At 70.0% G+C, this 25,949-nt stretch carries 33 protein-coding genes; 9 read left to right on the plus strand and 24 right to left on the minus strand.

The annotated features are described in order from the left end of the window. The first annotated feature begins 1 nt into the window (after position 1). Positions 2 to 610, plus strand: coding sequence for a hypothetical protein (locus QWI33_RS26480; RefSeq protein ID WP_289958177.1), 609 nt, complete (start codon positions 2 to 4; stop codon positions 608 to 610). Positions 611 to 617: 7 nt separating this feature from the next. Here the strand turns inward: QWI33_RS26480 and QWI33_RS26485 are convergent, their stop codons facing one another. Next, complete coding sequence (locus tag QWI33_RS26485; RefSeq protein ID WP_289958178.1) at positions 618 to 1,628, minus strand: NADP-dependent oxidoreductase; 1,011 nt, start codon at positions 1,626 to 1,628, stop codon at positions 618 to 620. 77 nt (positions 1,629 to 1,705) lie between these two features. On the opposite strand from QWI33_RS26485, the gene QWI33_RS26490 reads away from it, so the two are divergent. Continuing rightward, positions 1,706 to 2,287, plus strand: coding sequence for a TetR/AcrR family transcriptional regulator (locus tag QWI33_RS26490; RefSeq protein ID WP_289958179.1), 582 nt, complete (start codon positions 1,706 to 1,708; stop codon positions 2,285 to 2,287). Here QWI33_RS26490 and QWI33_RS26495 read toward each other — a convergent pair. Both QWI33_RS26495 and QWI33_RS26500 read right to left on the minus strand, forming a co-directional pair. After that, positions 2,284 to 2,688: a hypothetical protein gene (locus QWI33_RS26495; RefSeq protein WP_289958180.1), complete on the minus strand. Its 405-nt coding sequence runs from the start codon at positions 2,686 to 2,688 to the stop codon at positions 2,284 to 2,286. The two genes, QWI33_RS26490 and QWI33_RS26495, sit on opposite strands and share 4 nt — an antisense overlap. After that, on the minus strand, positions 2,681 to 3,046 hold the full coding sequence (locus QWI33_RS26500; RefSeq protein WP_289958181.1) for a hypothetical protein: 366 nt from the start codon (positions 3,044 to 3,046) through the stop codon (positions 2,681 to 2,683). The genes QWI33_RS26495 and QWI33_RS26500 overlap by 8 nt, the downstream gene beginning before the upstream one ends. Positions 3,047 to 3,168: 122 nt before the next feature. On the opposite strand from QWI33_RS26500, the gene QWI33_RS26505 reads away from it, so the two are divergent. From QWI33_RS26505 to QWI33_RS26525, 5 genes are read left to right on the plus strand one after another with little or no spacing between them, the layout of a single operon-like run. Beyond that, on the plus strand, positions 3,169 to 3,573 hold the full coding sequence (locus tag QWI33_RS26505) for a hypothetical protein (RefSeq protein WP_289958182.1): 405 nt from the start codon (positions 3,169 to 3,171) through the stop codon (positions 3,571 to 3,573). 46 nt (positions 3,574 to 3,619) lie between these two features. Then, a complete protein-coding gene (gene moaC / locus QWI33_RS26510) occupies positions 3,620 to 4,087 on the plus strand; it encodes a cyclic pyranopterin monophosphate synthase MoaC (RefSeq protein WP_289958183.1) in 468 nt (155 codons plus the stop codon). Continuing rightward, positions 4,075 to 4,746 (plus strand): MogA/MoaB family molybdenum cofactor biosynthesis protein, encoded by a 672-nt coding sequence (locus QWI33_RS26515; RefSeq protein WP_289958184.1) that lies wholly within the window; start codon positions 4,075 to 4,077, stop codon positions 4,744 to 4,746. The genes moaC and QWI33_RS26515 overlap by 13 nt, the downstream gene beginning before the upstream one ends. A gap of 10 nt (positions 4,747 to 4,756) precedes the next feature. Continuing rightward, on the plus strand, positions 4,757 to 5,929 hold the full coding sequence (locus QWI33_RS26520) for a molybdopterin molybdotransferase MoeA (RefSeq protein WP_289958185.1): 1,173 nt from the start codon (positions 4,757 to 4,759) through the stop codon (positions 5,927 to 5,929). A 4-nt stretch (positions 5,930 to 5,933) separates the two neighbouring features. After that, positions 5,934 to 6,347 carry a molybdenum cofactor biosynthesis protein MoaE gene (locus QWI33_RS26525; protein ID WP_289958186.1) on the plus strand — a complete coding sequence of 138 codons (414 nt, stop codon included), beginning with the start codon at positions 5,934 to 5,936 and terminating at the stop codon, positions 6,345 to 6,347. Between the two features lie 223 nt (positions 6,348 to 6,570). Here the strand turns inward: QWI33_RS26525 and QWI33_RS26530 are convergent, their stop codons facing one another. Continuing rightward, positions 6,571 to 7,251, minus strand: coding sequence for a copper resistance CopC family protein (locus QWI33_RS26530; RefSeq protein ID WP_289958187.1), 681 nt, complete (start codon positions 7,249 to 7,251; stop codon positions 6,571 to 6,573). A 180-nt stretch (positions 7,252 to 7,431) separates the two neighbouring features. On the opposite strand from QWI33_RS26530, the gene QWI33_RS26535 reads away from it, so the two are divergent. Beyond that, a complete protein-coding gene (locus QWI33_RS26535) occupies positions 7,432 to 8,424 on the plus strand; it encodes a Gfo/Idh/MocA family protein (protein ID WP_289958188.1) in 993 nt (330 codons plus the stop codon). Positions 8,425 to 8,450: 26 nt separating this feature from the next. Here QWI33_RS26535 and QWI33_RS26540 read toward each other — a convergent pair whose 3' ends face one another. Then, positions 8,451 to 9,332, minus strand: a complete 882-nt coding sequence (locus QWI33_RS26540) for a hypothetical protein (RefSeq protein WP_289958189.1) — start codon at positions 9,330 to 9,332, stop codon at positions 8,451 to 8,453. A 94-nt stretch (positions 9,333 to 9,426) separates the two neighbouring features. Here QWI33_RS26540 and QWI33_RS26545 point away from each other — a divergent pair, with 94 nt between their 5' ends. Beyond that, complete coding sequence (locus QWI33_RS26545; protein WP_289958190.1) at positions 9,427 to 10,629, plus strand: hypothetical protein; 1,203 nt, start codon at positions 9,427 to 9,429, stop codon at positions 10,627 to 10,629. On the opposite strand, the gene QWI33_RS26550 is transcribed toward QWI33_RS26545, so the two are convergent. The 19 genes from QWI33_RS26550 to QWI33_RS26640 all read right to left on the minus strand — a co-directional run bounded on the left by QWI33_RS26550 (position 10,626) and on the right by QWI33_RS26640 (position 25,939). Beyond that, the gene (locus QWI33_RS26550) at positions 10,626 to 11,465 is read right to left on the minus strand and encodes a hypothetical protein (RefSeq protein WP_289958191.1); all 840 of its coding nucleotides are present in this window, start codon (positions 11,463 to 11,465) and stop codon (positions 10,626 to 10,628) included. The genes QWI33_RS26545 and QWI33_RS26550 overlap by 4 nt on opposite strands. A gap of 51 nt (positions 11,466 to 11,516) precedes the next feature. Then, positions 11,517 to 12,170: a hypothetical protein gene (locus tag QWI33_RS26555; RefSeq protein ID WP_289958192.1), complete on the minus strand. Its 654-nt coding sequence runs from the start codon at positions 12,168 to 12,170 to the stop codon at positions 11,517 to 11,519. A gap of 26 nt (positions 12,171 to 12,196) precedes the next feature. Beyond that, entirely contained in the window at positions 12,197 to 12,592 is a 396-nt protein-coding gene (locus QWI33_RS26560) for a YbaB/EbfC family nucleoid-associated protein (RefSeq protein ID WP_289958193.1), read from the minus strand. Positions 12,593 to 12,594: 2 nt separating this feature from the next. After that, positions 12,595 to 12,927 (minus strand): YbaB/EbfC family nucleoid-associated protein, encoded by a 333-nt coding sequence (locus QWI33_RS26565; RefSeq protein ID WP_289958194.1) that lies wholly within the window; start codon positions 12,925 to 12,927, stop codon positions 12,595 to 12,597. Between the two features lie 217 nt (positions 12,928 to 13,144). After that, positions 13,145 to 14,434, minus strand: a complete 1,290-nt coding sequence (locus QWI33_RS26570) for a WXG100 family type VII secretion target (protein ID WP_289958195.1) — start codon at positions 14,432 to 14,434, stop codon at positions 13,145 to 13,147. A 106-nt stretch (positions 14,435 to 14,540) separates the two neighbouring features. Then, complete coding sequence (locus tag QWI33_RS26575; protein WP_289958196.1) at positions 14,541 to 15,173, minus strand: hypothetical protein; 633 nt, start codon at positions 15,171 to 15,173, stop codon at positions 14,541 to 14,543. A 104-nt stretch (positions 15,174 to 15,277) separates the two neighbouring features. Continuing rightward, positions 15,278 to 16,960 carry a hypothetical protein gene (locus QWI33_RS26580; RefSeq protein WP_289958197.1) on the minus strand — a complete coding sequence of 561 codons (1,683 nt, stop codon included), beginning with the start codon at positions 16,958 to 16,960 and terminating at the stop codon, positions 15,278 to 15,280. A gap of 2 nt (positions 16,961 to 16,962) precedes the next feature. Beyond that, positions 16,963 to 17,709, minus strand: coding sequence for a hypothetical protein (locus QWI33_RS26585; RefSeq protein ID WP_289958198.1), 747 nt, complete (start codon positions 17,707 to 17,709; stop codon positions 16,963 to 16,965). Positions 17,710 to 17,755: 46 nt separating this feature from the next. Further along, complete coding sequence (locus tag QWI33_RS26590; protein WP_289958199.1) at positions 17,756 to 18,073, minus strand: hypothetical protein; 318 nt, start codon at positions 18,071 to 18,073, stop codon at positions 17,756 to 17,758. Between the two features lie 394 nt (positions 18,074 to 18,467). Beyond that, complete coding sequence (locus QWI33_RS26595; RefSeq protein ID WP_289958200.1) at positions 18,468 to 18,986, minus strand: SUKH-4 family immunity protein; 519 nt, start codon at positions 18,984 to 18,986, stop codon at positions 18,468 to 18,470. Between the two features lie 13 nt (positions 18,987 to 18,999). Further along, entirely contained in the window at positions 19,000 to 19,584 is a 585-nt protein-coding gene (locus tag QWI33_RS26600; protein WP_289958201.1) for a hypothetical protein, read from the minus strand. After that, positions 19,584 to 20,144, minus strand: a complete 561-nt coding sequence (locus QWI33_RS26605) for a hypothetical protein (RefSeq protein ID WP_289958202.1) — start codon at positions 20,142 to 20,144, stop codon at positions 19,584 to 19,586. Before QWI33_RS26605 ends, QWI33_RS26600 begins: the two co-directional genes overlap by 1 nt. 7 nt (positions 20,145 to 20,151) lie before the next feature. After that, entirely contained in the window at positions 20,152 to 20,646 is a 495-nt protein-coding gene (locus QWI33_RS26610; protein ID WP_289958203.1) for a WXG100-like domain-containing protein, read from the minus strand. A gap of 34 nt (positions 20,647 to 20,680) precedes the next feature. Then, on the minus strand, positions 20,681 to 21,007 hold the full coding sequence (locus QWI33_RS26615; RefSeq protein WP_289958204.1) for a WXG100 family type VII secretion target: 327 nt from the start codon (positions 21,005 to 21,007) through the stop codon (positions 20,681 to 20,683). A 2-nt stretch (positions 21,008 to 21,009) separates the two neighbouring features. After that, a complete protein-coding gene (locus QWI33_RS26620; protein WP_289958205.1) occupies positions 21,010 to 21,411 on the minus strand; it encodes a hypothetical protein in 402 nt (133 codons plus the stop codon). 132 nt (positions 21,412 to 21,543) lie between these two features. Further along, positions 21,544 to 21,882 carry a hypothetical protein gene (locus QWI33_RS26625; RefSeq protein WP_289958206.1) on the minus strand — a complete coding sequence of 113 codons (339 nt, stop codon included), beginning with the start codon at positions 21,880 to 21,882 and terminating at the stop codon, positions 21,544 to 21,546. A gap of 39 nt (positions 21,883 to 21,921) precedes the next feature. Then, positions 21,922 to 23,520, minus strand: coding sequence for a WXG100 family type VII secretion target (locus QWI33_RS26630; RefSeq protein WP_289958207.1), 1,599 nt, complete (start codon positions 23,518 to 23,520; stop codon positions 21,922 to 21,924). 89 nt (positions 23,521 to 23,609) lie between these two features. Continuing rightward, a complete protein-coding gene (locus tag QWI33_RS26635; RefSeq protein WP_289958208.1) occupies positions 23,610 to 24,968 on the minus strand; it encodes a hypothetical protein in 1,359 nt (452 codons plus the stop codon). Further along, on the minus strand, positions 24,968 to 25,939 hold the full coding sequence (locus tag QWI33_RS26640; RefSeq protein WP_289958209.1) for a hypothetical protein: 972 nt from the start codon (positions 25,937 to 25,939) through the stop codon (positions 24,968 to 24,970). The genes QWI33_RS26635 and QWI33_RS26640 overlap by 1 nt, the downstream gene beginning before the upstream one ends. Between the last annotated feature and the right edge of the window lie 10 nt (positions 25,940 to 25,949).

Raw genomic sequence — 25,949 nt, forward strand, 5'->3', positions numbered from 1 at the left:
CATGGAGTCGTTCGTCCAAGGGATCGCCGAGGTCGTGTTCGGCGAGGCTTCGCGGGCCGCGCGGCGCCGCCGGGCGTCGGCGTTCGCCGCTTCGCTCGGGCTGCGGTTCCACGCGGAGGGCCGCCCTGGGGACGACGCCTCGTCCGGATGGTTCGACGAGCTGGAGATGCTGGGCGTGCCGTTCGTGCAGCCGGTGGCCGACACGTTCGCGGGTTCGCACCAGGGGCGGCACGTGCTCGGGTTCGAGAACCTGGTCTGGAGCAAGCGCAAGCGCCGCAACGTCCCTCACCGGTTCACGGCGGTGAAACTGGTTCGGGCGGTGCCGGATCTGCTGGTCGCGAACGAGACTCCGGCCTGGTTCAAGCCCGATGCCCCATGCCTGCCGGTGCCGGCTCCTCAGGGATCAGTGGTCTCCGCGGCCGATCCGGGTTCCGCGAGTGCGGTGCTCGCGGCGTTGCGTGGTCAAGGGCCGCTCGACCATTCGTGGATGGTGCGGGCGAACTGGGTGATCGGCTGGCATCGCGGCCGCCTGCGGACCGGCGGCGCGAACGACGCGGCGTCGGCGCTGGAGTTCCTGACCTCAGCCGCCGACGCCTGCGAGCGTTCGTAGCGGCGGCTCAGACTCGGACGATCATCTTGCCGGTGTTCTTGCCGCGCATCATGTCGAGCAGCGCGTCCACCGCGTGCTCAACGCCGTCCACAATGGTCTCGTCGTAGGCGATCCTCCCCTGGCCGAACCATTCGGCCATGCGCGTGCCGAACTCTTCGCGCAGGTGCGTGTAGCCGCCGAGGGTGAAGCCCTTGATGGTGAGGCTCTGCTGGATGATCTTGGCGAGGTTGTCCGGGCCGGGCTTGCGCTCGGTGCTGTTGTACAGGGAGATCGCGCCGCAGGCGGCGATGCGCCCCTCGCGGTTCATGACGTCGAGCGCGGCCTCGAGGTGGTCGCCGCCCACGTTGTCGAAGAAGACGTCCACGCCGTCGGGCGCGAGGGCCTTGAGCTGCTCGCGGACGGGCGCGTCCTTGTAGTTGAACGCGGCGTCGTAGCCGTACTTCTCGGTGAGGAGGCGGACCTTCTCGGGGCTGCCGGCGGAGCCGATGACGCGGCCCGCGCCGAGGAGCTTGGCGATCTGGCCGACCGCGGTGCCGACGGCGCCCGCCGCGCCGGAGACGAAGACGGTGTCGCCCGGCTGCAGGTCCGCGATCGCGGTGAGGCCGACGTAGCCGGTCATCCCGGTCATGCCGAGGATGCCCAGGCGCAGCGAGAGCGGCACGCCCGGCATCTCGGGCACGAGGGTGAACCCGGCGGCGTCCTCCTGGACGAGGTCGCGCCACCCGTACTGGTGGAGGACGACCGAGCCGACCGGGAGGGCCTCGGCGGCGGACTCGACGACGCGGCCGACCGCGCCGCCGGTCATGGTCTCGCCGAGGACGAACGGCGGGATGTAGCTCTTGGCGTCGTTCATGCGCCCGCGCATGTACGGGTCGACCGAGAGGAACGCGTTCGCGACCCGCACCTGGCCGGGTTCGAGCTCGCCGTAGGCGACCTTCTCGATGCGGAAGTCCTCGGGCTCGGGCCAGCCCTGCGGGCGGCGGACGAGCTGGATCTGGGTGCTGACGGCCTCTGACATGTCGGTTCCCCTCGTTTTTGTAATGGTCGTTCTACTAATATATACTGGAACGATCATTACGCAAAGAGAGGTCGGTCATGGGGCGAACGCAGACCTTCGACACCGGTGAAGTGGTCCGGGCCGCCCGAGGCGTGTTCTGGAAGCACGGCTACGAGGCCGCCTCCATCCCGGCGCTCGAAACCGCCACCGGACTGCGCCGATCGAGCATCTACAACGCCTTCGGCAGCAAACGCGGCCTCTTCGACGCCGCCGTCGCCTCATACCTCGACGAGATCGTGCGCCCGCGGCTCGAGCCGCTCAAGGCCGAGCTCCCCGCACCCAACGCGATCCTCGACTACCTGCACGGCCTGCGCACCGGGCTCGAACGCGCCGGCTCCTTCACCTCCGCGAACGGGTGCCTGCTCATCAACACCGCCGGAGCGCCCATCGCCGACGACGCCACCGTGCGCGAAACGGTCGCCGCCTACCGCGCGGAACTGCGCGCCGCCATCGGCAGCGGACTCCGCCGCCACCTCGCCGACCTGCCCGCCGACCAGGTCGAGCGGCTCACCGAGACCTGCACGGCCCTCGTCGTGGCCGCCTACGCGCTCACCCGCGTCGACAACGCCAGCGCCCTCAGCAGCATCGACACCGCCCTCGACCTCATCGACCGGGCTTAAGCGCCCTTGCGGCGCTTGAAGAGGTACACCAGGCCCACCGCGGGCAGCACCAGCGGCACATAGCCGTACCCGGAACCGAAGTGCGACCACACCGAAGGCTCCGGGAACCAGTGCGGCACCGCGAAACTCAACGCGCCCACCGCGAGCACCCCGGCCATCTCCACGCCGACGGCGAGCATCGCGAGGGCGCCCGCGCCGCGGATGATCGCGATCGCGGCCACCAGGTAGATGAGCGCGGCGATCGCGCTCAGCGTGAAGCTCACCGGCGCCGCGTCGAACTTCGTCACCACCTGGAACACGGCCCGGACCCCCGCCGAGACGGCGAACACCACGTAGACCAGCACGATGAGGCGCCCGAACCCGGCCGCGAGCGCCCGCGGCGCCGCCTCGGTCTCAGACATTGACCTGCAGCTCCCAGATCTGGTGCACGCGCAGCATGAGCGCCGCGCAGATCAGCCCCGACGCCGCCACGGTCCCGATCCCCCACCGGCTCCGGTCGATCGAGCCCCAGAAGCAGGCCGCCACGGGCACCAGGATCGTCGTCACCAGGTAGGAGAAGAACAGGGCCTTCCCGTCGCCGGCCTCGCCCGGCACGATCGCGATCGACACCGCGAGCTGCGCCAGGAGCAGCACTTCCAGCGCCGCGACGCCGACGAGGTGGCGGCGTCCGACGAGCTGGGAGCGGGCCGTGTCCACGAAGAACCAGGCGCTCATCAGCAGCGCGGCGGCCTGGACGGCGAGGTAGAGCCATTCGATCACGCCTCGACGCTAATACAGGGCCCCGGCGGCGCCTCCGAGGCCGCACTGCGGAGTGGCCGGCGCGTATCGTGGTCTGGCCCCGGCAGCCCCTCTGCCCCCTCTGATCGAAGTGGACCACTCCCATGCGCGCCTTCAAGTTCAGCGCCGCCGCCCTCGCCCTCGCGATCTGGTTCGCCCTCGCGGCCGCCGTGGTCGTGTGGTGCGTCTCGTACCTGTTCTGGGGCGAGTACCACCAGGTGACCGTCCTCGACGACGGCGCATCCCCGAACTGCGTCGGCACCTGGTGCAGCGACGGGACCTGGATGCGCTCGCCCGCGACCTACGAAGGGGACGGCGGCACCGAGACGATCACGGTCCTCGCCGACTTCGAGCCCGGCATGGAACCGCAGATCCTCATCGGCCCGCTGCCCGGCCTCGGGCTGACCTCGCGCTTCATGGCCGTCATGCCGCTGGTCATCGCCGGACCGGCGGTGCTCACCTCAGGCCTCGCCAACGTCGCGTTCTGGTCCTCCCGCCGCGACGACTGAGCTCGGAAGCTCGGCGGCGTCCCACCGCGCGACTAGACTTCGCGGCATGGCAGACCTCACGCACGTCGACTCGACCGGGGCCGCCCGGATGGTCGACGTCTCAGAGAAGGACGTCTCGCACCGTTCGGCGCTCGCGACCGGGCGGCTCCTGACCACCCCCGAGGTGGTCGCGGCGCTGCGCGAGAACTCGCTGGCGAAGGGCGATGCGCTGGCGACGGCCCGGATCGCGGGGATCATGGCGGCGAAGCGCACGCCGGACCTGGTGCCGCTGTGCCACCCGATCGCGATCAGCGGTGTGAAGCTCGACCTCACGGTGACCGACGAAGGCGTCGAGATCGCGGCGCGCGTGAAGACCACCGACCGCACCGGCGTCGAGATGGAGGCCCTCACGGCCGTGTCCGTGGCGGCGTTGACGTTGGTGGACATGGTGAAAGCCGTCGATCCCGCCGCGGTCGTCACCGATGTCCGCGTAGAGGAGAAACTCGGAGGGAAGACCGGCACATGGCACCGATAAGCACACTCGTGGTCGTCGCATCGAACCGCGCGGCCGACGGCGTTTACGTCGACACCTCCGGGCCGATCCTGATCCAGGGCTTCGCCGCCGCCGGATTCGACGTGGCCGGGCCCGTCGTCGTGCACGACGGCGACGAGGTCGAGCAGGCCCTGCGCGACGCCGTGGACGACGGGTTCGCCCTGGTCGTCACCTCGGGCGGCACCGGGCTGACCCCGCTGGACCTGACACCGGAGATGACGCGCCGCGTCATCGACCGCGAGGTCCCCGGCATCGCCGAGGCCCTCCGCGCCGCCGGACTCGCGAAGACCCCGCACGCGGCGCTCTCGCGCGGCATCGCCGGGACCGCGGGCAAGACGCTGATCGTGAACCTCGCCGGGTCCGCGGGCGCCGCGAAGGACGGGCTCGCGGTGCTCACCGCCGAACTCATCGAGCACGCGGTGTCGCAGCTGCACGGCGGCGACCACGCCCGCACCGACGCGGCGAAGGACCCCGGCGCGACGCCGGAGTTCAGCGACGTGGCGAGCGTGGCGCAAGTGCACGGCACCGGCGCGACCCACGCGCCCGGCGAGAGCGCAGTAGGGCCCGACTCCGGCGCGGCACCGGGGTCCAGCGGCACCGACACCGCGCACGCGCCCGGCGACGACACCGACGCCCACTAGGAGGCGACTGATGACCACCCCGATGCCCTGGGCCGAGGCCCGCGAGACCGCTTGGGCCGCAGGCTTCGCGGCCAAGCCCGCCGCTGCCGAGCTGCCGTTCGGCGAGGCGGTCGGCTCCGCGCTGGCCGCGCCGCTCGTGGCCGTCTCCGACCTGCCCGCGTTCCCGACCTCCGCGGTCGACGGCTGGGCCGTCGCCGGCGAGGGCCCGTGGCGGGTCGAACCGGCGCAGTTCGGCGGGGCCGTGCTGGCCGGCCAGGTGCCGGACGCGCTCAAACCCGGCCACGCGGTCAAGATCGCGACCGGCGCGCAGGTCCCCGAGGGGACCGAGGGCATCATCCGCTTGGAGCACAGCGAGTTCGAGGACGGCCTGGTCAACGGCCCGGCCGCACGCGAATGGCGCGAGGCCGGCGAGGAGGCCGCGCAGGGCGAGGAGCTGCTCGCGGCCGGCACCCCGGTCAGCCCGCCCGTGATCGGCCTCGCGGCCGCCGCCGGGCACGCGACGCTGCCCGCGCACGCCAGGCCCGCCGTGCGCGTCGTCGTCTTCGGCGACGAGCTGCTGACCTCCGGCGTCTCCCGCGAGGGCCGGGTGCGCGATTCCCTGGGGCCCATGGTCCCCCACATGCTCCAAGCCGCCGGCGCGGCGGCCGGGCCGAGCATCGGGCCGGTCGAGGACACCCTCGATGCGCATGTCGCGGCGCTGCGCGAGGCGCTCGCCGACGCGGACCTGGTGTGCACCACCGGCGGCACCATGGTCGGCCCGGTCGACCACCTGCACGCCGCGCTCGCCGAGATCGGCGCGGCGTACGTCATCAACACCGTCGCCGTGCGACCGGGCTTCCCGATGCTGCTGGCGCGCACCGAGGACGGCAAGTTCATCGCCGGCCTGCCGGGCAACCCGCAGTCCGCGGTGATCGCGGTCGTCTCGCTCGTCGCGCCGCTGCTCGCGGGCCTGCGCGGCCTGCCGCTGCCGCCGCTCGGCACCGTCACGCTCGCCGAGGACGTCCCGGGCCGCGGCGGCTTCACCCACCTGGCCCTGGTCGACCGGGCCGGGCACCGCCTCGGCCACCACGGCTCCGCGATGCTGCGGGGCCTGGCCAACGCCGCCGGGTTCGCCGTGATCGGCCCCGAGAGCGCTGGGGCCGCAGGCGCCACCGTCGAACTCGCCACCGTCCCTGGAGCGTGAAACCATGATCCGCGCACATGTGCTGGACGCCCCGCTCGACGTCGCCGAGCACGAGGCCGCGGTCGCCGCGGCCGAGGCCGGGGCGGTCGTGTCGTTCTCGGGCGTCGTCCGCAACCACGACCACGGCCGGGGCGTGCTCCGGCTGTCCTACGAGGGGCACCCGTCCTCGGGCGAGCTGCTGCGCACGATCGCCGCGGAGATCGCGGCGCGGCCGGGCGTGCGGGGCGTCGTCGTCTCGCACCGGATCGGCGACCTCGCGATCGGCGACCCGGCCCTCGTCGCGGCCGTCGCCGCCGAGCACCGCAAGGAGGCCTTCGACGCCTGCGCCGACCTCGTCGACGAAGTGAAGGCCCGCCTCCCGATCTGGAAGCACCAGTTCTTCGACGACGGCACCGACGAATGGGTCAACTGCCCTTAGCTCCGGTCGGTGCACCCGGGCGGGCTCGCAGCGCTGCTCCGAGCACCCGGCCCCGCGCTTGGTGCCCGTCAGATTCGCCCCGCACACCGGCGTCCTCAACGACAACGGCCGCGGGGCCGGGCCCCGCGGCCGCTTCACGAAATGTCGTACCCATGGTGCAGGGTCTATACCGGGGGCCCATCAATGTCCGATTTGCCGGGACCCTCCGCTCAGCTTCGGCGCGTCAGGCCGAACCCTCGCCGCCGCCCTGGCCTTCGCCGTCGTGCCGCTGCTTGCGGCCCAAGGTCTTCACCAGGACCACGCCGCCGACCACGACCACCAGGAGGCCGAGGAGGATCGCGGCCAGCGCCGCGCCCGTGTTCGAGTCCTCCTCCTCGCGGGTCTGGCCGCCGGTCGCCCGGCTGGTCTCCTCCTGCGTCGTGGGGTCCGTTGTCGCCTCGGCGCCGGTCGTGGCGTCGGCGGTCGGCTCCGCGCCGGGGGCGTAGAGGCCCTCGGGGATCGACTCGACGGTGAACGTGATCGTGTCGTCCACCCGGTGGCCGTCCTCGGAGATCACCCGGAACGCCACCGTGTACTCGCCGGGGGTGGTGTAGAGCATCGGCTGGATGAACGTGTCGCCGTCGTAGCTCGGGTCGGCCACGTCGAGGACCTCGCCGGTCGGGTCGGTCACCGCGATCTCGGTCGAGGCCTCGTCGAGGATCTCGGAGAACGTGGCCGAGACTTCGGCGGGCGCTTCGGCGACCGTGGCGCCGTCCTCGGGGTCGGTGCCGGTGAGCGCCGCGTGCGCCGAGGCGGGGGCGGCGAGGCCGAGCGTCAGGAGGCCGCCGCCGACGGCGGCCAGCGCGAGCGCGGCGGCGCGACCGGCGCGCGGGGCTTTGGCGCGGAGTATGGGAGTTCGATCCATTTCGCCATAGTGCCACGGAGCGTTCGGCACCCCATTGCGGGAAAGGTCACATCAATCACCAGGTCACAGGAGTGGCGTGACGGACGGTGATCGTCATCGGCGAATATGGCCCGGTTGGCGCAGATAGTACCGCTGACCCTCGTGTTGACGATCGCGAGAAGTTGTGATGTGCTTACGTCCATGGTTGAACCGATCCGATGGGGAATCCTGGCGACCGGTGGAATCGCATCGACCTTTGTGGAAGATCTTGCCCTCCTCGACGATTGCCGCGTCACCGCTGTGGCCTCTCGATCGGCGGAGCGCGCCGCCGCGTTCGCCAAGAAGCACGACATCCCCCAGGCCTGGGAGTCCGTCCAGGCCCTTGCGGCAGACGACGAAGTCGACATCGTCTACGTCGCCACGCCGCACTCCCATCACTACCTGCCCACCCTCCAGCTCCTCGAAGCCGGCAAGCACGTCCTGTGCGAGAAGGCCTTCGCCTACAACGCCTCGCAGGCCCGCACGATGTTCGACGTCGCCCGCGAGCACCAGCGCTTCCTCATGGAAGCAATGTGGACCCGCTGCAATCCGGCGATCCGCGAGATGCGCCGTGCCATCAAGGAGGGCATGATCGGCGAGGTCGTGTCCGTGCACGGCAACTTCTCCTTCGCCGGCGACATGCCGGCGAGCCACCGGCTCCGCAACCTCGAGCTCGCCGGGGGCGCCCTCCTCGACCTCGGGGTCTATCCGATCACCTTGGCGCACTTGGTCCTCGGCAAGCCCGATGCGATCGAGGCCCACAGCGTCATGGACACGACCGGGGTGGACGCGCAGACCGCGCTGACCCTCAAGTACCCGAACGCGATCGCGCAGCTCTCCTGCTCCTACCGGGGCGGGCCGGCCAACGAGGTCACGATCAGCGGCACCTTGGGCCGCATCGAACTGCGCGACTACGCCTACCGCCCGAGCGGGTACACGCTCGTGCGGTACGACGAGTCGCCCCGCGAGTTCGAGGCGCCGTACGTCGGCCACGGCTACGTCCACGAGGCGCTGGAGGTGCACCGGGCGCTGCGCCAGGGGCGACTCGAGTCGACGCTCGTGCCGCCCCAGAGCACCATCGAGGTCATGGAGATCATGGACGAGGCGCGCGCCCAGATCGGGCTGCGCTACCCCGGCGAGACCCACCCGAAGTAACTCAGGCTCCTTGGCCCGCAGGCGGATCAGTACTCGATCTGCTTGCGGGCCTCTTCGCGTTTGGCGCTGATGGCCGCGTGCTTCTCGCGCAGCCACGCGACCCGGTTCTCGGCGGTCTCGATCGTGGTCTGCTCGGCCTGCTCGACGAGCACGCCGCGCCGCGCGGCCTCCTCGCGGAATACCTGGTCCAGGCCCGGCAGGAGGGCCATCACGGGGCCGGTGAAGAACCCGGTCTCGGCCTCCTTCGTCCGGATCCAGCCCTTGTACTCGATCTCGCAGACCACTTGGCGCCGACCGGCTTCGGGGTCGCGGATGGCGAGGTCGGCGACCATCGCCCAGATCGTGAAGATCGCGGAGGTGGCCTTCTCGGCGACCCAGCCGCGGCCGGGCACGAGCGGCAGGAGGTTCTCGATGCTCTCGGTGAAGGAGTCGGTGGAGAGCTTCTGGATGATGCCGTCCAGGGAACGCGTGCGGATGGCCTTCACCTTGTGCCATTTGGCGGTCGAGCCGTCGAAGCCGACCTCTTCGGGGCCGATGTCGATGGTCCCGAAGTTGTCGAGCAGGCCCAGCAGCATCCCGGTGCCCATGGGGGGCTTGCCGCCTGAGGTGATGAGCTTGCCGAGGCTCCACTGCCACTCCTCCTGCACCGGCGAGGCCGGCAGGGGCAGCCGCCTGAGGAGCTCTTCGAGGTCGCCTTCTTTCAACGCGGTCTTGGCGTCGCTCGCGAAATTGACGGCGCCGTCGCGCTTGGCGACCGCATAGCCGGTCGTTGCGTCCACTTTGCTCTTGGCGAGGCCGACGGCGGCGTCGCGCTTCTCCCGGGCCGCGTCGACGCCCACGTCGACGACCATCTTGCCCGCTTCCTGCGCGCGCTGCTTCATCTGCTCGAGGCGGTCTTTCATTCCCATGCGAGCAAGATACAGGTCGCGGGCCAGTCACCCAGTGGAGCAGCCGTCGCCTACCGTTGGCTGGAGCACCTGCAAGGCCTGCTGAAAGGACCCCATGACGCCCGCCCGCGACGACACGCCCCGCCGCCGCCTCGGCCGCGGCGCCTACCGCACCCGCGACGACGCCTACCCGCAGCCGCTGCCGCTGCGGGTGGGCGACAACGAGATGCGCGTCGTCAACGAACGCGCCACGGCGGCGGCGCGCCCGAACCGGTCCCGCAGCGACCCGCTCACCGGCCTGCCCAGCCGCAAGCCCATGCGGGTCGTGCAGAGCGCCGACCTCCGGCCCGGGCCCGGCGAGGGCGTCGTCTCGGTCGTGGCCGACTCCGGTGCCACCGCGCCCGTCATCGCCGTCGACGGCGTGCCCGTCGCCGTCGGCAACGGCCAGCTCGACCTGGTGCTCCCGGCCGGGCCGCACACCGTCGAAGTGCAGAACACCGCCACCGTCGACCCGGTCGTCGTGCAGGTCGCCGAGCACGGCGCGCACCAGGTGCAGTACTTCGAGGACGGCGTGAGCGGCCACCGCGTCCTCGGCGAGCTGCCCGAGACCGCCGAGTTCATCCCCACGAACGCGGGCTGCTGGTCCTGGCTGGTCATGGTCTCCGCGATCTGCTGCCTGCCGATGAGCGCGGTCTCGATCCTCATGCCCAGCGAGACCTGGCACCTGGTCACGGGCATCGTCCTCGGCGCGGTCGCAGTGGTGCTCATCGGCGCGGGCTGGCCCCTGTACCGGCGCACGAAGGCCAAGTACCACCGCGACATCGCCCGGCAGCGCCGCGCGCTCCCGCGCGAGCCCGTCGCGTACGGGACCGACGCGATCCTCCTCGGCGCCCAGCCGACCGCCGTGCCGCCGCTGCCGGAGGGCATGGCCGCGATCGACCTGCACCTCACCTGCGGCCGGCACCTGTGGGCCGGCGGGCGCAAGGCCGCGCACGGCTCGTTCCTGGCCCGCGCCTGGACGCGACCGCCGAGCGTGCGCATCAACGGCATCGAGCGCCGCGCCTCCTGGGGGCACTGGCGCTACCTCGTCCCCACGGGCGAATACCAGGTCACGGTGCTCGTCGACGGCCGCCCGGTGAACCTCGACGTCCCCGAACGCCACACCGGCGGCCCCGGGGCGCAGCGCGACCTCGTCGTCGAAGCCCATGCGGGGCAAGCGGTCGCGGTCGAAGCCGAGGCGCAGGTGTACGCGGTCTGGCGCTCCGCCACCGGTGAGGTCGAGTCCTTCGAGCCGCGCCTGCGGCTGGAGACCGCCTAACCGTTCAGGATCGCCGCGTACTTCCGTTGCAGCGCAACGAGCTTGTGCGTGAACAGGTGCTCCTGCTCCTGCTTCGGGTCCGCGCCCTGCGTGAGGTTCGGCGTCGCGTAGACGAACATGCCGCCGCGCGCCATCCACACGACGCGGAGCATCTGCAGCTCGTCCTTCGCGGCCTCGGCCACGGCCCGCGCGGCCCCTGAATCCTTGGCCCACACGGTGACCTGCACTGAAGTGTCCAGGAAGTCGTTGATCTTCCCCGCGATCGCACGCCCGATGAGGCTCTTCGTGAAGCGCCCCTCGGCGATCACGGGCCTGTCCGCCGTGAACGCCGCGGCCTTCGCGAACGCGCCCGGCGCATCGCACCACGCGACGTCGTCGGGCACTTCGCCTCGGCTGGAACGGTAGTCGCAGATCAGGTCGGGCAGCCGCTCGGTGTTGCGGAGCACCCAGATCCGGTACGGGAGGACCTCGCCGTCCTCGTCGGCGTCGCATACGCACAGGCTCTCGAAGGGGACGCCCCCGCGCTCGCCGCGCACGAGCGCCCGCACCCGCTGCACCGGCAGGCCGAGCAGCCGCAGCTGCATGAGCAGCGGCCGCCACTGCGGCAGCGCGAACGCCTCGGCGTCGGACTTCGGGTCGGTGAACTCGAGGCGGTTCGGGCGGGCGTTCCGCTTCCACACCTTCGAGGCGTCGTTCACCAGGTCGGTCCTGGTCCGCGTCGCGTCGAGGGTGGCGTCCCCGACCACCATGTCGCTTACGTAGGCGAGGTTGTCGAGCCGCCGCCAGACCCGGTTGCCGTCCCGTCGCCCGCCGGCCCGGCCCTCACTGCCCGCCATCGCGCGCCGCCTCCCACAGTCGCTGCACCGCAACGAATCCGCGCATCGCGCCTACTTCCGGTAGCGGCGCAGGTCGATGCCCGAGCCGTCGGCGAACGCGATCCGGCGGTACACCCCGGCCGGCTTGAACCGCCGCAGAATCCGGGTCCGGCGCAGCCGGTCCACCTCGCCCTCGTACTCGTACTGCGTGCCGCGCACTTCGAGTATCGTCCGGATCGGCACCGGCTCGGTGAACGTGTTCGGATTCCCCGCCCCGCTCAGGAACCTCCCGTAGGTGCGCCCCTCGACCGCGACGAACGCGATGCGCCGGTCGGTGAACACCCACAGGCCGCGGCACCGCAGCTCGGGCGTCACCAGGCGGCCCATGACCGAGTCCCGGCCTTTGCCGCGCAGGACCACGTTGGGGCCCTTCAGCTTCGATCCGCCGGATCCGTCGGCGCTCGCGCCGCCCAGTCCGTCGCTGAGCATGGCGAGCACGACCAGCAGCACGACGGAGCCGACGATCCAGGCCAGCGTCAGCGCGGCGGTCTTCCCGACGCGCCGCAGGACCTGCCCGGCCGTCCAAGGCGGCCTGGGCACGCCCTCGAACACGGGCAGCCTCCACTGCGGGATCCAGTCGATCGTCCGCTCACCGGGCTCCAACCACTGGCGCTCGAGCAGGCCCGGGGAGTCCAGTTGCAGGTCGAAGCGGGGGTTCCGGGGCATCGAGGGCCTCTACTGCCGAGGTCGGGCTACAGGCCGCGTTCGCGGTCGAACCGGGCGCGCATGTCCTCAGGAAGCGTGCTGCGCACCATGCCCATCACGTCCATGCGGTCGCCGAGCAGCGACTGGGCCATCTCGGTCATCTTGACGCCGTACTCGGCCTTGGCCTGCTCGATGAGCATCATGATCGCCGGCGCGAGGGTCTGGCGCATCCGCATCGCGTACTCGTCGATGCCGATGTGGGCGACCTTTCCCTCGGCGTCGAGCTTCACGCGCAGGAGGCCGTCGTCCGAGACCACTTCGATCTCGCTGGCGCCCATCTCATCGGCGAGCCGGTTGTACTTCGCCATCATCTGCTCGGCGTCGGCCTGCATCTGCTCCAGGCGCCGCAGCATCTCCTGCGGGTCGCGGTTGCGGTCGGTCATCGTCACGCCTCCGGCTCGGGGTCGACGCGCGGCAGTCCGCCGCCGAACACGTTCTCGCTGACGGGCAGGCCCATGATGCGGCTCATCTCCGCGGAGAGCTCGGCCTGGACCTTGTGCTCGGCGGCCCTGATGGTCTCGACGATCGCCTCGCCGAGCTCCACGCCGCTCAACTGGAACGCGCTGAGTCGCAGATCGAGCTCCCGGAGGTCCCCGGCCGCGCCGGTGACCACGCGGACGGAACCGTCCTCGCTCACCGCCTCGCCTCGGGCCTCGACGGCGAGGCGCTGAATCTCGCCCGCTTTGCGCTGCATGTCCGCTGTCGGATCCGCGTCCACGGCGCCTCCCTTCGATTCCGCGATCGCAATTCGCCCGCGGTTCACCTGCATGTTAACCGGCTCCCGCCCGCATCCGAACGCAGCGTGCGCGCGCCCTCGCGCAGGCCGCGCCGCCCGGCAGGGCCGGCGGGCGCGCCGCTGCGGCGACGTGCGACCAATGGGACCCGCTGCGCTGCCGGCCGGGCCCCAAGCCGTAGCCGGGGCCCGCGCCTGCGGGTCACTTGCCGTCGAGCTGCCCCTGGAGGTTGCCGAACTCCCCGGCGATGTCGCCGTCGGCCGCCGAATAGTCGTCCGCGCACTGACGAAGGCTCGTCGCCGTCCCCGTCTGGGCCGTCGAGAGATCGCCGATCACCTCGGTGAGGCCCTGGCCGGTGTCGGTGTACTTGCTCGCGAAGATCAAGCCCGGAAGGCCCCAGGTCATCTCCGCGGACGTGGCCTGCTGGGCGACCGACTGGATCGAGTCGGTGTTGCCCGCGAGGCCCTCGAGCGCCCCGGCGGTGGCCACCAGTTCGTCCGGGTCCACGGCCAGCTGCCCGCCGCTGCCGCGCGAGATACCGCTCTCGTTCGGCATCAACGCATCCAACGCCGCGTTCTTCCCGATGTCCTTGCCCTGCATGACCGCCCCGAGACCGCCGACGGTGGCGACCGAGAGGCCGGCCTTGGCGCCGATCGCCTTCAGGAAGTCCAGGAAGCCGCCCGCGCCGCGCAGGATCGTCGGGTTGTCGAGGAGGAACTTCCCGAGGAAGCCGTAGAGCATGCGGAACAGGCGGCTGGCCTCGGAGAACTTCCGGAACGCGCGGCTGAACATCGAATACGACTTGTAGGCCGCCGAGAGCAGGAACGTCGCCACGGACGCCCCGAACGTGAACGCGCTGGAGGCCAGGGCCAAGAGCCCCCGCATGATCAGCCAGGACACCAGCTCGGCGATGATCGACCTGATGACCGCCTCGATGGTCTCGGCCAGGAGCTTCGACCACTCCAGGAGCTGCTGCACGCCCTCGACCTCGTGCGCGGCGGCGTAGGCCGAGGCCTCGAGCCCGCCGAGCTGGTTGAACGCGGCGTCCGCCGCTTGGCCGGTCCACGCCGTCAGGTGGCTGTTCACCGCGTCGGCCGTCTCGTCCTTGAGCGCGGTGAGGGCCTCCGCGACCTGGCCCCAGACCTCGATCTGGACCTGCATCTCGTCGGGGTCGCCCGAGACCGCGTGCAGCATCTCCTGCAGGGGGTCCACGAGTTCGAGCACAATGCTCAAGCCGGCGTTGACGAGTGCGTAGACCGGGTCCCGGACGGCGAGCATCGCGTCGAGGCCGAGGGTGTAGATGTCGCCGGCGAGCCCTGCCGCCGAGGCCATCCGGTCGTCTCCGGCGACGACTCCGTAGATGTCCTCAGCGGTCTTGTAGACGCTCTTGACGACCGGGGTGCCCTGCGCGATGTCGGTGAGGGTGCCGTCTTCGGTGGGGGTGTCGTACTGCGAGATGTCGGATCCGTACTGATCAGCGTTGCCTGTCATGGCATCAGACTCCAGTGGGCCGGGGGATGAACACTCCGTGTCGCTTCGGGGTCGCGACGGGCCCAATCTAACGCATTCGGGCTAACTTCCAGTAGGCGTCGTTCCCTCACATGCGATCAGAGCGGTCGGCCAGCGCGCGGAGGAACGCGACCTCGGCGTGCAGGCCGCGCTTGCCCCGGCGACGAATCCGGTCCCCGAACGAGACCGCCCACCCGCCCAGGACCGCCCAGGAGCGACGGGGCTTGGCGAGGAGCCCGCGCTCGTCCACGAGATGCCGCGCAACAGCATGGTCCACGGCCGAGACCCGGAACAGCCGCTCAGCCGTCGAATCCTCCAGGTGCACTCTGGTTGCCCCTGGGAGCCAACCGCATTCATCGCTCGTGATCACCGGGACCCACTGCCGGACGACCACCGCCGGGCGGGGGCGCCGCAGCGGGACGGCGACGAAGGCGCCGCCCGGATGCAGGTTCGCGTACTGCACGTGGTCCTCCCCGAGGGGGACCTTGACCTCGCGCTCCCAGGCGATGGCGTGCCCGCCGCCGACCTGGCCGGAGACGACGTTCCGGAGCGGGCCGGCGCCGATCTCCCCGAAGGTCCGGGCCATGTGGGGCGCCTGCACGGCCGCGTCGTAGCGCAGGCCCGCCTTCTCCGCGAAGCGGGCCGTGCGGCGGGCGTGCAGACGCTGGTCGACAGAGTCGACGCCCGCGTTGACGAGGCCTTCGAGCAGCATCTCGACCATGTCGTACTCCTTCAGGTAAGACGATGGCCGGGCACGCGGCCCGGCCATCGTCGCGGTATGGGTCGGGCCGGACGACATCGATCATCGTCCGGCCCGGAATCGGTCTACGAGTAGGGGTCTTCTTCTTCGTTGCCGATGCCCCAGACGTCTTCGTCCTCGGTCAGCCAGGTGCCGGTCTCCTGGTCGCCTTCGCCTTGGCCGCCCATGCCGCGGCCGCCACCGGCGCCGCCCATCATGCCGCCGGCCATGCCGCCGCGACCTGCGCCGCCCATGCCCTTGCCCATGCCCTTGGGACCGCCGGCACCGCGGCCGCCGCCGGCACCTGCACCGGCTCCGCGGCCGCCACCGGCGCCGCCCATCATGCCGCCCATGCCGCCGCCCATGCCACCACCGAGGCCGCCGCCGGCGCCACCGCCGAGGCCGCCGCCGGCACCGCCGCCGGGCCCACCACCGGGAAGCCCGCCGCCGCCGAGGCCGCCACCGCCGAGCCCGCCGCCGGAGGCCAGACCACCGGACAGGTCATCGGGGTCGGGAGTGGAAGGGCTCCACGGGTTGTCGTCCAACCCGTTGGGGTCGGGGAGGTTCGAGCCCGGACGGTCCGGGTTGCCCGGGAGGTTCGGGTTGTTGGGGTCGAAGTCCCCGGGGCCGGGGCCGGTCGGAAGGGACGGCGGGTTCATCGGCTTGGGAGAGTCGGGAGGAGTCATGTCGCCGAGGCCGGGAGGGGCGCCGCCGCCGGGAGGGCTGCCGCCGTCGAGATCGGGAGTGGGAGGGACAGCGGCGTCGTTGAAGGCCGTCTGCTCCGAGTTCTTCGCCTTCGTATCGATCTCGGAGACCTGCACATTGGCGTTGGTCTTGCGGTCCATGATGTCGCCGTTGACGATCGTGGCCTGCTCCTGCAGGTCCTCCTGACCGTCGGTGCCCAGGGCGTCGGTCTGGTCCTTGACCCACTGGTCGGTCGTTTCCTGAGCGTACTGGGAAGGCGTCCTGCCTCCCACGACGTACGCGTTCGGGTAGTCGGTGGCGAACTGGAGCGAGTTCTGGTAGAGCTCATCGCGATTGTTCTCGATGTCGGTGATGATGCTCGAGTCGAACCCGGCCCACTCCATCGCGGTCTTGGTCTCGTCGTCCGGGAAGACCTCGCACTTCTGGAAGTACGCCGGGCGGATGTGGATCTTGTGCGAGCACGCGGCGGCGTCTTCGAGGTGGAACTTCGGCGCGGGGTACACGCACTCGTTGCCGCCCTGCTGGCTGAAGATCTCCTCGGCCTTGTCGTTGAGGACCTTGACCGCGCCGCCGTCATCGCCCCAGACGTCGTCGAGGATCGTGCGGCAGTTCTTGATGACCTTTTCCACCTGCTCCTCGAAGGCGTCGTAGTCATCGCCTTCCCAGTCCTCGGAGAGCGTGGAGAGGCCGGCCTTGAGGTCCTCGGGCACGTTGTAGAGCTCGGAATAGAACGTCTGCCACTCCGAGCTGATCTTCTCGATCGAGTACTCATCGGCTGGCGAGGGGCGCACCGAGGCGACGAGCGAGGCTACCGACTCGCCATTCGGCAGCGCGTAGGACTGAATGTCTCGCGCAGGTCGGATATTGGCAGTCTGCCCCTTCATGGGAACCGCCGACATGAGCCGGAGCCATGCCTCCTCAGCCGGTTCGACGACCTTGGCAGTGCATTCGCTGAGGCTGCAGCTCGGCGTCTTCACCAGCTCCGAGATACGGGCCTGGATCGCGGAATCCTCGATCCCGGCCTTGGCGTCGCCGTACTCTTCCTTCTCGAATTCATCGGCCATGACTAAAGCCCGCTCTCTTTCTTGGCGAGGAGGTCGGTGAGCGTCTGCGACATGTAGTCGTTGGCGACCCAGGGAATGATCTCCTCGTGGGTGAAGGGGTAGGTCGGCTCGGCATCGAACATGACGCCCGGGTCCTCGGTGTAGTTGAGGAAGGTGTAGACGACCAGGTCCCCCTTGCGGCCGATGGCGTTGATGTACCAGGACGTGGTGTCCTGGCCTGTGTAGAGGTAGCTCTCGTCCCAGTCGCCTTCGAGTTCACCCTCCTTCACGTTCGTGCGCTCGGTGCCGTCGGTCTCGATCGAGTCCAAGAGCTGGGTGACGCGCGACTGGAAGTTCTCCGTCGCCTCTTCCTCAGAGTTCCACGGCACGCCGCCGACGGTGATGGTGGCGTTGCCGGGGAACTCCCGGCCGTCCTTCTCGAGGGGGGCGATGTCGGCCATGGCCCCGCAGGTGAAGGCCTCACCGTCAAGACCGGCGCCGATCTTGCTGGTCACCAGCCCGCTGCTGCCGAGGTCCGACACTGCCATGTAATCCTGGATCGGCTGGATGTCGTCGAGTGCCTCGCACCCTTCCCAGCTCTCCATGACCGAGAACGAACTGCCCGCAGTACTCCCGCCGGTGCTGGAGTCCTCTCCGCCGTCGGTATTGCCGGCAGGGGGGTTGTCGCCACCGCCGCCGCAACCGGAGAGGAGTAGACCGGCCACGCCCGCGACGGCGAGGCTCTTGATCAGGGTCAGATTTCGGGTCACGTCAGTGTTCCTCTCTGTCGGCCGCCCGTATGCCGGCTGACCACTGTCACAGTTCGTTCTCGAAGTCGGTGGCACTGCTCTCGTCCGAGTCCTCGTGCGCGGCCCCGGAATCGTTGAGGGTGTCGATGATGCCTTCCAGCGCTTGCCGGAGCAGCTGCAGGTTCTCCCAGGTCGTGGAGTGGAAGGTCGCGTAGCTCTGCTTCGCGGTCTGCGAGCTCTCCAGGTACCCGAACGCCGGCGCCTTGCCGAGGACTTCACCGTTGCGGAGCTTCGGGATGAGGGTGTTCTCCACGATTTCGAGCTGCTGCTCCACCTTTGTACGGTAGGCGCGCAACGCTTCCGGGTCGACTTGCTTGGACGCCATCGCATTCCCTGTCTATGAGTTCAGTACCTGCGGTACGTTCCCCCGACGAACGGTCGGACGCCATCGCGAGAGGACGGCTGCGGTCAGGTCCGGGGACTGTGCGCGGCCATGCGTCCTCCGGGGGGATTACGCGGGTCTCGATGTGAGTTCAGAATTCAGGTTAGCAGGGGGCCGCAACCGGTGCATTCCCGAAAGAAGGCGTCGAAGGTCCAGTACAGGCCGCCTTGCGCCGCCGGTTCCGGACCGAGTTCAGGGTCCGTGATGTCGGTTTTCGCCGCACCGTCTTGGCGGGGAGGTACGTCAGTCACGACCGGGGCTCACCGAAGCGCGCGAAGGAGCGTCCGCTGCGCGCGGATGGCCTGAAACGGGAACTCGAACCCCAAGTCCCGGGACGTCACGACATCAGCTGGTCGAAGACCATCGGCCACCAGGCACCTTCTTGGAACGCGTTCTGGTCGATCGCAGCGAGGGACTCCCGTAGGGCCGAGGCCTTGTCGGCTCGGTCCGGCTTCCCCTCGTCCGCTTCGACGAACTGGGCGAAGCGGTAGAGGAACTCGACGAAGCACCGATAGTTCGAGTTGACACCTTGGACCTCCTGGCCGGTGAGGTCGAACAGGACGACATCCCCCGTGCCCGGATCCAGCATGTACAGCAGGTCATGGTCTTCAGGCACGGCCCCGATCACAATGAGGGGAATGTCGAGCGAGCCGGTCGCCGTGGTCAGGCGGATCGGGTCGTAGAGCTTGAGGTCCCCGGTGAGATAGGCGGTGTACACGACGGCGACGTCGAGTGGCACCTCGTCCCCTTCGGGAAGGGCGGGGGCGGGCATGCCCGCCTCGACCCAGGGACCGCGGGGATACGGAACCATCTCGTCCTCGCTCCACAGGGCTCGGAACCTCGCTGATGCCGCCATGTTCCTTCCTTACCTATCCGTCGCTCGGCTGCTCGTCCAACCCGGCCTGCTGCAGCACTCGGAACCAGGTCTCGTCGAACCACTCTTCCTTGGGGATCGAATCCGACGAGTAGATCGTTTCCTCAGGGATCAGCTCGGGGTAGCGGGGACCGAAGAGGTACTCAGTGAAGAACTGGAGCGGCCGGGGGCAGACCTCCTGGACCTCGAGCCATTCGCCGTCCACGACCGCGTACTGGATCTCCTCCGGGTCGTAGAAGCCCATAGCCCCGGTCTCGGTGTTGCCCGAAAGCGTGAAGTCGAAGCCGCCGACAAGGGCCCCGAAGTTCTTCCATTCGCGGGGGACGGGATCGGTGAACTCCCCGGTCACCTCGTTCAGGTCGGGCCTGCCGTACTCGGCCGTGATCTCCTCGAGGTCGTGGATGCGCAATGACTCGCCGACGACGCCCCCGACGACCGAGTACACGGTCTTCATCTCGGCATGCATCGCTTCGGGCAGCCGGTCGACGGGAATCGGGTCGAGCACTCGGATGCCGTCGAGGCCGAGCTCGACCAAGGCGGCCTTGAACCGCTCCACACGCTGCCTCAGCAGGTCACTCATCAGACGATCCTCACAATGATCGGCGTGCCCTCGGGTACGCCCGACAGCGCGACGTTGATGTCGCCTCCGAGCAGACGGTTGGTCCGAGAGTCCATCCATCTGAGGTTAGCGGCCTCGTCCTTGCCGCCGAGCTGCAGTTCGTGGATGTGATCCGGCTCCATGTACTGGTCGCGTTTGGTGACGCTTCTGGGATCGACGCCGCTTTGCGACGAGTCGAATTTCTTGAGCATCTTCTTCATCAGCGTCGGATTGCCGGCGTACCGCTGCTCAATGCGTTTCACCGTGTCCTTCCGGTACTTCTTCACCGGATTGCCTCGCTTCGGAGGCTTCGTCTTGATGAGTTTGCCGTCCCTGCCGAGCGCTTCCAGCGCCTTCGCCTTTCTACGGAAGTCGCGCCTCTTCAAGTCCTTGGTCAGCTTGAGCTCCAGGACCATCGGCTGCTTCCCGGAGTTGTCCATCGCGTCTCGGCCGCCCTTGGACGTGCGGAAGGCTTTGACGTCTTCAAGGGTCGCGCTGACGAGCCTCGCAGTCGGGGTACGAGTGGAGCGATTCGGGTTCACGCGCGGCCTAGCCATTGAGCACCATGTCAATGGCCATGCCGATGAGCTGGTCGACGATGATGCCGGTAATGGTCTTGAAGATCGGGATCTGCACAAGGGACGCACCGAAGGTGACCGCCGCGGTGGCGATGGCTTGGGCTATCTGGAAGGCGAGCATCACCAACTGGACGATCACCTGGACCTTCAGGGCGAGAACAACTCCGGCCGCGATCGTCAGGCCGATGTTGATGAGGTTGGTCGGGTCGGCGGCGTCGGCGATGTTCCGCACCGCCGACTCGGCATCGTCCCACTCGCTCTTGAACGCGTCGATCTCCTTGCCGATGTTGTTCTCGAGGAGCGTCGATGCGGCGGCGTTCAGCGTCTCGACCCTCCCCGAGATCTGGTCGGCCATACCGGTCCACTCGCCGGCGAGGTTGAAGATCGACTCCTCGTCGGATTCGGGGAAGTCGTAGCCGAGCATGCTCAGCAGGCCGGTGAGTTCTGAGGGGAGTTGCAGTCCCATGGGGGTGGTACCTCCTCGGAGGCCGGGGTCAGGGTCAGGTGCCGAGCTCGCCGAGGAGTTCGTTGAAGATCTGCGCGGTCTCGTCGTCCGTGGCCTGGTGGTTGTCGGCCATCTCGCGAACGCATTGCGCGTAGTCGGCGAGCTCTTCGATGTTGGTCCCGAAGCATTCGCTGAGGGCGTCGGCGCAGGCCTGGTGGGCGAGGCCCACGAGCATGCCGATCTCGTCGCCGCCGAAGGCGTCGGCGAACTGCTCCAGCGCACCGGTGAACTGGTCGAGGAGGCCCTGCACTTCTTCTTTGGCGGCGTCGAGCTGGTCGGCGGCCTGGCGCATGGAATCGGGGTCGATGTCGAAGCTCGGCATGGCTACTTGCCTCCATGGAGCTTGTTCATGACCTCGCTGATCGAGGCGCTCATGGCCTGGAACTGGCGCAGCGACCGGTCCTGGATTTCGGCCACGGACTCGTTGATGGCCTCGAGGTCCGGCACGGGCTCGTCGGTGCCCATGGCCTCGGCGCGTTCGTCCAAGGCGGCGTTGACCATGCGTTTGATCTCATTGAAGAGGGTTTCGGAGCCGATGCGCATGACGCGGGAATCGAACTCGAACTTGTCCACGCGGCCTTCGACACCGAGGGTGAGTCTGAGAAGGCCCTCGACGCCCTCCACGACCACCGGTTCGACCTGGTTGGCCTCAGGAGACTTGACCACCGTGCTCAAGGTCGCCCGAGCATCCGCCAGTTGCTGAGCGATCGCGTCCTCTCCGAACATGTGATCTCCAGTCGCTTTGTGCCATCTGAGGATCACTCATCATATATCGGCGGCGCAAATCTGCGGGTCCGGCGATATCTTGTGCCGCAACAGGAACCACAGTTACCACTCTGGAACCACCCCGCGCACGGCTCACGCGTAGAGGTCGTCGCCTTCGGCGAGCCGGGCGATGTCGGTGGCCACCTGCTGGTCGACGGCGCCGCCGGTGTCGATGGCCGCCTGGAGGCCGGCGATGAGGCCGTGGAGGGTGCCGCGAAGGTACTGGAGGTTGCGCCAGGTGGTGGCGTGGAAGTCGGCGTACTGGACGGCGGCGTTCTCGGCCGCGCCGGGGGCGGTGCCGAAGGCCGGGGCCTTCTTCAGGTCGCCCTCGCTGAGGGACGGGATGATCTCGTTCTCGAGCTCTTCGAGGCGTTCGGCGAGGAACTCCCGGTACCGCTCGAGTGCGGCCGGATCGAAAGCGCGCGTTGGCATGTCAGGGTTCCCTTCCGAAGGTGTCGTGGACGCGGGGCGTTACGCGTAGGGGTCGTCGTCCTCGTTGACGAAGCCCCACATGTTCTCGTCCTCGACCAGGTCGACGTCGGGTTCGCGGTCCTTGTCGTCCATGTTCGCGCCGTGCCCGGCGCCGGCTCCCCCGCCGCTCATCATGGCCGTGGAGCCGCGCGAGCCCGATGCTGCGGCCGCGCCGCCCGCTGCGGCGCCGAGGGCCGCACCGCCGAGGGCGCCGCCCATCGGAACGGAACCTGAAGCGGCACTGGCGGGTACGGTGCCGCCTCCGGCGCCCGCGCCGAAACCGCCGCCTCCACCGAAGCCGCCCCCGGTGGCGGTACCCGGACCGCCGCTCGCCAGGCCGCCGCTCGTCTCCTCGCCATCGTCCTCAGCGGGCTCGTCGGGCTCCACGGGGCCGGCGAGAGTATCGCCGACGGGCGGGTCGAGAGAGGGGTCCTCGCTGGCCATGGGCTGCGCGGAACCGGTGGGCTGCTCCATCGGCGGGGGCTCGAGGTGCATGTACGCGGGGTCGGCGGACGCCGGGTACTCCTTGTCGCTGTGCACGGTCCGCACGGAGCGGTCCTCGGCGTCGGTGTCGGTGCTCCGCTGCTGGATGTCCTCATTGGACTCTGCTTGGCGGGCGTCGTACGCGCCCCAGCTCTGGTCGACGAGGGTCCCGTAGTGCTCCATCGCATCGGCGACGGCGAGCTCCTTGGCCTCCACCACGGTGAGCCCCTTCGAGGGGTCGAGGCCGTCGCGCTCGATGTTGACCGGGCTGGCGTAGTAGTCGATGTAATGGAGGATGCGCTCGTCGATGTAGTCGATGATCTCGGTGGCGAGCTCGGGTTCGGCCCCGCCGAGGGCGAGCACGTGCTCGGCGTCCTGGCAGGTGTACTCGATGCAGTCGCCGTGCCACCACGCGGGCCGCACATGCACGGACACCCAGCTGTGCCAGTCGCCGTCGATCCAGAACTGCGGTGCGGGGTAAGGGATCTCGCCCGAGGCGCCGCCCTGGATCGAGTAGAGCGCCTCCTCAGTGGACTCGAGGCCGGCGACGGTGGCGTCGATGTCGTCGACGAGGTCCTCGACGAGCTCGCGCGTCTGCGCGCACGCGCTCTCGAACGCCTCGAAGTCGGTGCCCGACCAGCCTTCGGCGAGGTCGTTCAGGTTGGACTTGATCTGCTCGGACCAGTCCGCGAGCCTCCCGGACACCTGCTCGGTCCAGGCGCCGCGCAGGCGCTGGAGCGAGTGCGCGTCGGCGCGCTCGGGCCGCACGGCGGCGACGGCGGCCCGGAAGTCGGCCTCGGTCGGGAACGCCATCCCGGCTTCCTTGGGGCGCAGGCGGTACAGCTGGCCCTCGACCGGTACGGCGGAGACGAGCTGCTGCCAGTCGAGTTCGGCGGGGTGCTCGGTCGGGTTGCCGCAGTTGGGGTTGGAGCAGGCCGTGCGCCCTGCGGGCAGGCTCTCCTCGGCCACCGGCGGGACCGCCTCGTCAGAGGAAGGCGGCGGCGCCGCGGGCGGAGGGGGCGCGGCGGGCGGTGCGGCACTGCCGAACGCGGGCGCACCCAGGGCCGGGGCGGCGGCGTCGAGCCCAGGGTAGGACCCGCTCGAGTTGTCGCTCATCGATACGCACCTCGCGCCTTCAGGGGTGACCGGATGGGTTCACGGTAGCAACCGGGCGCCATCGATGGGAACCTCCCGAACGGCCGCCATCACCGCTCGGGGGGATTGTCGTGCCTAGTCTCCCAGTACCGGCCGGTGACCGCGCGGCGCAGCCCGCCGCGGAGGTCGGCCTTCGGCGCGGCGGGCGCCTCGTGCGCCGCCGCGGGGCCGAGCCGGTCGATGCGGCAGTGCCACAGGTGCAGCACGGGACGCAGCGGGTCGGGCACCGCGGTCACCGTGACCGCGAGGTCGATCCGCGCCACCTCGCCCGCGTCGAGGTCGATCTGGGCGGCGGCGGTGTGCGGCAGGTGCGTCCGCCCTTCGATCGGGAGCGGCGCGGCAGGCGTGCGCACCTCGAGCCGGTGCGCGCCGGGCGGCACCTCCAGCCACATGCGGGTCCAGAACGCCCCCAAGGCGACCCCGTCGAGCAGGACTTCCGGTGGCGGCACGGCGTACCGGTGCCGGATCGGGACGACCTCGCCGACGGCGTTGAACGCCTTGGCCTGCTTCCCGTCGATGCGGTCCTGGCCCTCGGGCAGCTGCAGCGCCAGCTCGTCGGAGGCGAGGTCGGCCTTCAGGAACCGCGCGTCGAGCAGCACGGCCGCGGCCCCGGGCCCAAGTCCGGGCAGGTCCCCGTCGGCGTCGAGCACGAGCGGCGCGGCCGCACCGCGGGTGAACGGGCGCGTGTCCAGCGGCGCTTCGGGTGCGAGCCGGTTGTAGCGCCGGTGCGTCCACAGGACCCTGCACCCCCACACCGCCAAGGCGCCCAGCCAGATCGCGCTGGAGACGGACATGACGACGTTGATCGGCAGCCCGGCGTAGGCGAGCGTGCCCGCGAGGGTGGCCGCGACGAGGAGCGAAAGCATGAACGCCAGGAAGCTCCTGCGCTCCTTGGCGTTCGCGGGCAGGTACTGGAAGTAGTTCAAGCGCCCGCGCGGCCCCACGGTGTGCCCGTGCAGGCCCCTCAGGTTCCAGCGGAGCTCCTCCTCGCCGTACGCCCGGTGCGCTTCGCCGAGCATCCCGATGTAGTCGAGCTTCGTGGTCTTCCCGGCCGCGATGTCGAACGCCCGCCACGTGCGGGAGTGCTGGCTCTGCACCTCGATCAGGTGCCGGCCCGCGGCGAGCGGCAGTTCGACGCGGCCCCACCCGGTCGCGGCCGGCGTCCCGTCGACGAGCACCACCGGTACCAGGCTCGACCGCAGGTCGCTCCAGACGGCGATCGGGTCGCCCGTCTTGCGGCGCTCCGAGACGTTCACCGCGGCTTGCGCCGGCGTCTTGTCGGTCGCGCCGCCGCAGTGGCCGACCCGCAGGTCCAGTACGCCCCCGCCGGGCGCACTCGGCGGTTCGCCGATGCGCGTGATCTCCCAGCCCGGCCGCGGCGCCCGGAACGAAGGGCTCCCGGTGCGCATCAGGACCAGTCCAGGTCTTCGGGGTTCTTCATCGACTCGGGCGCGTTGTCCTCCCACAGCCAGTTGAGCGCGGAGTCGGGGACGCCGAGCAGCGGCCCGCCGCCGTCGAACCCGGCCTTCCAGCCCTCGTCCTCGCCCTTGTACGCCGGGAACGCCGTGGACGCCGCCTGCGTGAGGTGCCCCGCGAGCGCCCAGCCGCTGGCCAGCGCACCGGTCGCGTGCCGTCCGCCCGAGGTCATCGTGGCCGCGTTGAGCCCGTAGACGAGCAGGCCCTCGACGATGTTGGCCAGGCCGGCGCCGGCGATGTCGAGCGGCGAGACCGGGTTGCCCTGGGACTTCTGGAACGCGAACGTGAAGATCGACATCGCTCCGGTGATCGCCGCGCACCCGGTCGAGATGGCGATGAGGGTGGCCTCGAAGCTCTTGGCGGTGGCCAGCAGTGCGGCGGCGGTGACGTTCGCGCTGGTCAGGATTGCGGGGGCGCCGACGGCGCTCACCACGCCGGAGAGCGCGGCGATGTAGGCGCCGAAGTAGACGGCCATGATGGCGGTGGCGGCGGTGAGGAACATCCAGAAGACGGTGAGCATCACCGCGAACGCGAGCAGTTGCGCGCCGACGAGGTAGGCGTTGACGGCGAGCTCGGTGAGCTGGGCTTTGACGTCCCCGGCGGCGGCTTTGAAGGCGTCGGCGTCGGCGCCCGACCAGTGCTCGTCGTCGACCTTGTCGACCTCGGCCTGGAGTGCTTCGACCGCTTCGAGGTTCTTCTCCGCCAGGGAGATCCAGGCCCCGGCGCCTTTCATGATGTCGCCGGGGTTGCACTGGTTGAGGTAGACGACGGTGGCGAGCGCCTGCGTGGAGAGCCCGAAGGCGATGGCGGGCGCGGCGATGCCGATGGCGCAGCCTTTGATGACGGCGTTGTACTCGCCGGCCATCGCCTCCCCGGCCTCCATGATGCTCTGCCCCGTAGACATGGTCCGCCCG

This window comes from Glycomyces tritici, assembly GCF_030403505.1.

Excerpts from the sequence above, each read along its gene's own strand:
- QWI33_RS26480 (WP_289958177.1), top strand. The coding sequence starts at position 2 with ATGGAGTCGTTCGTCCAAGGGATCGCCGAGGTCGTGTTCGGCGAGGCT.
- QWI33_RS26485 (WP_289958178.1), bottom strand. The coding sequence starts at position 1,628 with ATGTCAGAGGCCGTCAGCACCCAGATCCAGCTCGTCCGCCGCCCGCAG.
- QWI33_RS26490 (WP_289958179.1), top strand. The coding sequence starts at position 1,706 with ATGGGGCGAACGCAGACCTTCGACACCGGTGAAGTGGTCCGGGCCGCC.
- QWI33_RS26495 (WP_289958180.1), bottom strand. The coding sequence starts at position 2,688 with ATGTCTGAGACCGAGGCGGCGCCGCGGGCGCTCGCGGCCGGGTTCGGG.
- QWI33_RS26505 (WP_289958182.1), top strand. The coding sequence starts at position 3,169 with ATGCGCGCCTTCAAGTTCAGCGCCGCCGCCCTCGCCCTCGCGATCTGG.
- moaC (WP_289958183.1), top strand. The coding sequence starts at position 3,620 with ATGGCAGACCTCACGCACGTCGACTCGACCGGGGCCGCCCGGATGGTC.
- QWI33_RS26515 (WP_289958184.1), top strand. The coding sequence starts at position 4,075 with ATGGCACCGATAAGCACACTCGTGGTCGTCGCATCGAACCGCGCGGCC.
- QWI33_RS26520 (WP_289958185.1), top strand. The coding sequence starts at position 4,757 with ATGACCACCCCGATGCCCTGGGCCGAGGCCCGCGAGACCGCTTGGGCC.
- QWI33_RS26525 (WP_289958186.1), top strand. The coding sequence starts at position 5,934 with ATGATCCGCGCACATGTGCTGGACGCCCCGCTCGACGTCGCCGAGCAC.
- QWI33_RS26530 (WP_289958187.1), bottom strand. The coding sequence starts at position 7,251 with ATGGATCGAACTCCCATACTCCGCGCCAAAGCCCCGCGCGCCGGTCGC.
- QWI33_RS26535 (WP_289958188.1), top strand. The coding sequence starts at position 7,432 with ATGGTTGAACCGATCCGATGGGGAATCCTGGCGACCGGTGGAATCGCA.
- QWI33_RS26540 (WP_289958189.1), bottom strand. The coding sequence starts at position 9,332 with ATGGGAATGAAAGACCGCCTCGAGCAGATGAAGCAGCGCGCGCAGGAA.
- QWI33_RS26545 (WP_289958190.1), top strand. The coding sequence starts at position 9,427 with ATGACGCCCGCCCGCGACGACACGCCCCGCCGCCGCCTCGGCCGCGGC.
- QWI33_RS26550 (WP_289958191.1), bottom strand. The coding sequence starts at position 11,465 with ATGGCGGGCAGTGAGGGCCGGGCCGGCGGGCGACGGGACGGCAACCGG.
- QWI33_RS26555 (WP_289958192.1), bottom strand. The coding sequence starts at position 12,170 with ATGCCCCGGAACCCCCGCTTCGACCTGCAACTGGACTCCCCGGGCCTG.
- QWI33_RS26560 (WP_289958193.1), bottom strand. The coding sequence starts at position 12,592 with ATGACCGACCGCAACCGCGACCCGCAGGAGATGCTGCGGCGCCTGGAG.
- QWI33_RS26570 (WP_289958195.1), bottom strand. The coding sequence starts at position 14,434 with ATGACAGGCAACGCTGATCAGTACGGATCCGACATCTCGCAGTACGAC.
- QWI33_RS26575 (WP_289958196.1), bottom strand. The coding sequence starts at position 15,173 with ATGGTCGAGATGCTGCTCGAAGGCCTCGTCAACGCGGGCGTCGACTCT.
- QWI33_RS26580 (WP_289958197.1), bottom strand. The coding sequence starts at position 16,960 with ATGGCCGATGAATTCGAGAAGGAAGAGTACGGCGACGCCAAGGCCGGG.
- QWI33_RS26590 (WP_289958199.1), bottom strand. The coding sequence starts at position 18,073 with ATGGCGTCCAAGCAAGTCGACCCGGAAGCGTTGCGCGCCTACCGTACA.
- QWI33_RS26595 (WP_289958200.1), bottom strand. The coding sequence starts at position 18,986 with ATGGCGGCATCAGCGAGGTTCCGAGCCCTGTGGAGCGAGGACGAGATG.
- QWI33_RS26600 (WP_289958201.1), bottom strand. The coding sequence starts at position 19,584 with ATGAGTGACCTGCTGAGGCAGCGTGTGGAGCGGTTCAAGGCCGCCTTG.
- QWI33_RS26610 (WP_289958203.1), bottom strand. The coding sequence starts at position 20,646 with ATGGGACTGCAACTCCCCTCAGAACTCACCGGCCTGCTGAGCATGCTC.
- QWI33_RS26615 (WP_289958204.1), bottom strand. The coding sequence starts at position 21,007 with ATGCCGAGCTTCGACATCGACCCCGATTCCATGCGCCAGGCCGCCGAC.
- QWI33_RS26620 (WP_289958205.1), bottom strand. The coding sequence starts at position 21,411 with ATGTTCGGAGAGGACGCGATCGCTCAGCAACTGGCGGATGCTCGGGCG.
- QWI33_RS26625 (WP_289958206.1), bottom strand. The coding sequence starts at position 21,882 with ATGCCAACGCGCGCTTTCGATCCGGCCGCACTCGAGCGGTACCGGGAG.
- QWI33_RS26630 (WP_289958207.1), bottom strand. The coding sequence starts at position 23,520 with ATGAGCGACAACTCGAGCGGGTCCTACCCTGGGCTCGACGCCGCCGCC.
- QWI33_RS26635 (WP_289958208.1), bottom strand. The coding sequence starts at position 24,968 with ATGCGCACCGGGAGCCCTTCGTTCCGGGCGCCGCGGCCGGGCTGGGAG.
- QWI33_RS26640 (WP_289958209.1), bottom strand. The coding sequence starts at position 25,939 with ATGTCTACGGGGCAGAGCATCATGGAGGCCGGGGAGGCGATGGCCGGC.